Genomic DNA, 2,897 nt, shown 5'->3' with positions numbered 1-2,897 from the left:
TCCGGTAAGTGGTGCGCTCGTCTTCGCTGCCGGCCATCAATTCGTCGTTGAGGTGCGCGCAGGACACCAGCGGCCCGGTCTCCGACATGCCGTAAGCGGCTGTCAGCTGAATGCCGCGCGCCTTGGCGTTTTCATAGAGGCTGCGATTGAGCGCGCTGCCGCCGATGACGATTTTCCAGCCGCCAAAGTCGGCACCCTGCGCGGCCTTGGCGTTGAGCAGCATCTGCAGGATGGTCGGCACGCAATGGGAAAAGGTGACCTTCTCCTTGCGCCACAACTCCACCAGATACTCCGGGTCGTAGCGCCCCGGATAAACCTGCTTGAGCCCGAGCATGGTCGCCACGTACGGCAACCCCCAGGCGTGGACGTGGAACATCGGCGTGATCGGCATGTACACATCGTTGGTGCCGAGCAGCCGTACGCTGTCGATCGAACCCATGATCGTCGCCACGCCGATGGTGTGCAGCACCAATTGCCGATGGGTGAAATACACGCCTTTCGGATTGCCCGTGGTGCCGGTGGTGTAGAACGTGGTGGCCACCGAGTTTTCGTCGAAGTCCTGGAAATCGTATTGCGCACTCGCAGCGGCCAGCAGTTGCTCGTATTCGCCGACAAGGTTCGGCAACTCCGCGGTTTTCTCCGGGAGATCGGTCAGCAGCAGGGTTTTCTCCACCGTGGTCAGCTGCGGCGCGATGGCCTGATACAGCCCGACGAACTCGCTGTTGACCAGCACGAAGCGGTCCCCGGCGTGGTTCATGGTGTAGAGGATCTGCTCGGGTGACAGGCGCACATTGATGGTGTGGATCACCGCGCCGATCATTGGAATGGCGAACATGCATTCCAGGTAACGGTGGCTGTCCCAGTCCATCACCGCCACGGTGTCACCCGCCTTGACGCCAGCAGCCGTCAGCACGTTGGCCAGCCGCGCAACCCGCTCAATCAGGGTCGGATAGCTGTAGCGCAACTGGTCGCGGTAGATGATTTCGCGGGTTTTCTCGTAACGGGCGCCGGACATCAGCAGCCGTTTGATCAGCAATGGATACTGGTAGGCCCCATCGGCCGGCGGAATGACCCGAGTCTGCAACATAAGAATCCCTTTTCTGACTGCACGGTGTTGGCGGAGAGATTCGTACTCTAGTGCGCCTGCATGACAGTCAAATCAGCCAAAGGAATGATTTGCAGAGCCGTACAAATGCTAGCTTTGCGCCAGCATTTCGGGCCAAAGTTGAAGAAAACACGACCTGTGGGAGCGAGCCTGCTCGCGAAGGCGTCGGGTCAGTCGACATTTTTGGTGACTGGACTGGCGCTTTCGCGAGCAGGCTCGCTCCCACAGGGATTGATGTGTTCCAGTTCTCAATGCATCTCGGTGAACGCGATTTTCACGCCGAGAGCAATCAGCACCGCGCCCATAGTGCGGTCGAACCAGTGGCCCATGCGGGCGAAGCCGGCGCGCACGCGTTGTTGGCTGAACAGCATCGCCACCAGGCAGAACCAGATCGCCGTCGCCACCGCCAGGTAAACGCCATAACCGGCCTGCACGGCCAACGGCGTGTGCGGGTTGATCACCACGGTGAACAGCGAGAGGAAAAACAGCGTGGCTTTCGGGTTCAGACCGTTGGTGACGAAGCCCGAGGTAAAGGCGCCCCGCGCGGTGCGTACGCCGGTTTCCCGGTGCAAGTCATCGGTGACGGTTTTCGCCGGTTGCGCGCGCAAGGCCTTGAAGCCGATGTACAGCAGGTAAGCCGCCGCCGCCCACTTCAGCGCGTTGAACAGCACGATCGACTGCGACACGATCAGACCGATGCCGAGCAACGAATAGCCGACATGCAGGAAAATCGCCGAGCCCACGCCCAGTGCGGTCCAGGTGCCGGCGCGGCGCCCATGGGTCACGCTCTCGCGCACGACCACGGCAAAGTCCGGTCCGGGGCTGGCCACGGCGAGCAGATGGATCAGGGCAACGGTCAAGAACTCGGTCCAGTACATGGGGGCTCCTCAGGATTCGAATGTTCAAACTGGGCTCATTGCCGAATGCTTTCCCTGTGGGAGCGAGACTGCTCGCGAAAGCGCTGGGTCAGCCAACAGAGATGTTGACTGGGCCACAGCTTTCGCGAGCAGGCTCGCTCCCACAAGAGTTCAAGGCATCTCGGTGTCGAGTAACCAATTGTTTCATCTGGTAGGCTCGGCAGGGTACGCCCTCCGCTCACAGCACAAAAGGTACAGTTGATGACGAACACGCGCCGCGCGGTATTCCTTGATCACCCTTCGCTGGATCTCGGCGATCTGGACCTCGGTCCGTTGCGCGAATGCTTCAGCGACTTGCAACTGTTCGCCCAGACTCTGCCGGAACAGGTCAGCGAACGCCTGCACGGCGCCAGTGTGGCGATCACCAACAAAGTCGTGATCGACGCGGCCGCGATGGCTGCCAACCCGCAACTGAAACTGATCCTGATCAGCGCCACCGGCACCAACAACGTCGACCTCGCTGCCGCCCGCGCCCACGGCATCACCGTGTGCAATTGCCAGGCTTACGGCACGCCGTCGGTGGCGCAACACACGATCATGCTGTTGCTCAACCTCGCTACGCGCCTGGCCGACTATCAGAAAGCTGTGAGCGCAGGCCGCTGGCAGCAGGCGAAACAGTTCTGCCTGCTCGACTACCCGATCGTCGAACTGCAAGGCAAAACCCTCGGCCTGCTCGGCCATGGCGAGCTCGGTGGCGCCGTGGCGCGTTTGGCCGAAGCGTTCGGCATGCGTGTGTTGCTCGGGCAGATTCCGGGGCGCCCGGCTCGGCCGGATCGCTTGCCGCTGGAGGAACTGCTGCCGCAGATCGACGCGCTCACCCTGCACTGCCCGCTCAACGAGCACACCCGGCATTTCATCGGCGCCCGCGAACTGGC

3 protein-coding genes are annotated in these 2,897 nt (G+C 61.7%); 1 reads left to right on the top strand and 2 read right to left on the bottom strand.

The annotated features are described in order from the left end of the window. On the bottom strand, positions 1 to 1,087 hold a 1,087-nt coding region (locus OQK_RS15850), incomplete at its 3' end, for an AMP-binding protein (RefSeq protein ID WP_016773246.1). A gap of 266 nt (positions 1,088 to 1,353) precedes the next feature. Continuing rightward, positions 1,354 to 1,983 carry a LysE family translocator gene (locus OQK_RS15845; RefSeq protein WP_016773245.1) on the bottom strand — a complete coding sequence of 210 codons (630 nt, stop codon included), beginning with the start codon at positions 1,981 to 1,983 and terminating at the stop codon, positions 1,354 to 1,356. Between the two features lie 240 nt (positions 1,984 to 2,223). Between OQK_RS15845 and OQK_RS15840 the strand changes: the two genes are divergently transcribed. Next, positions 2,224 to 2,897: NAD(P)-dependent oxidoreductase (locus OQK_RS15840; RefSeq protein ID WP_038861234.1), on the top strand; the 674-nt coding region annotated here is incomplete at its 3' end.

It is taken from the genome of Pseudomonas sp. R62, from assembly GCF_000257605.1.
GTDB lineage: Bacteria > Pseudomonadota > Gammaproteobacteria > Pseudomonadales > Pseudomonadaceae > Aquipseudomonas > Aquipseudomonas atacamensis.
The sequence above is the reverse complement of the archived record's forward strand: the minus strand, read 5'-3'. Positions and strand labels throughout refer to the sequence as shown.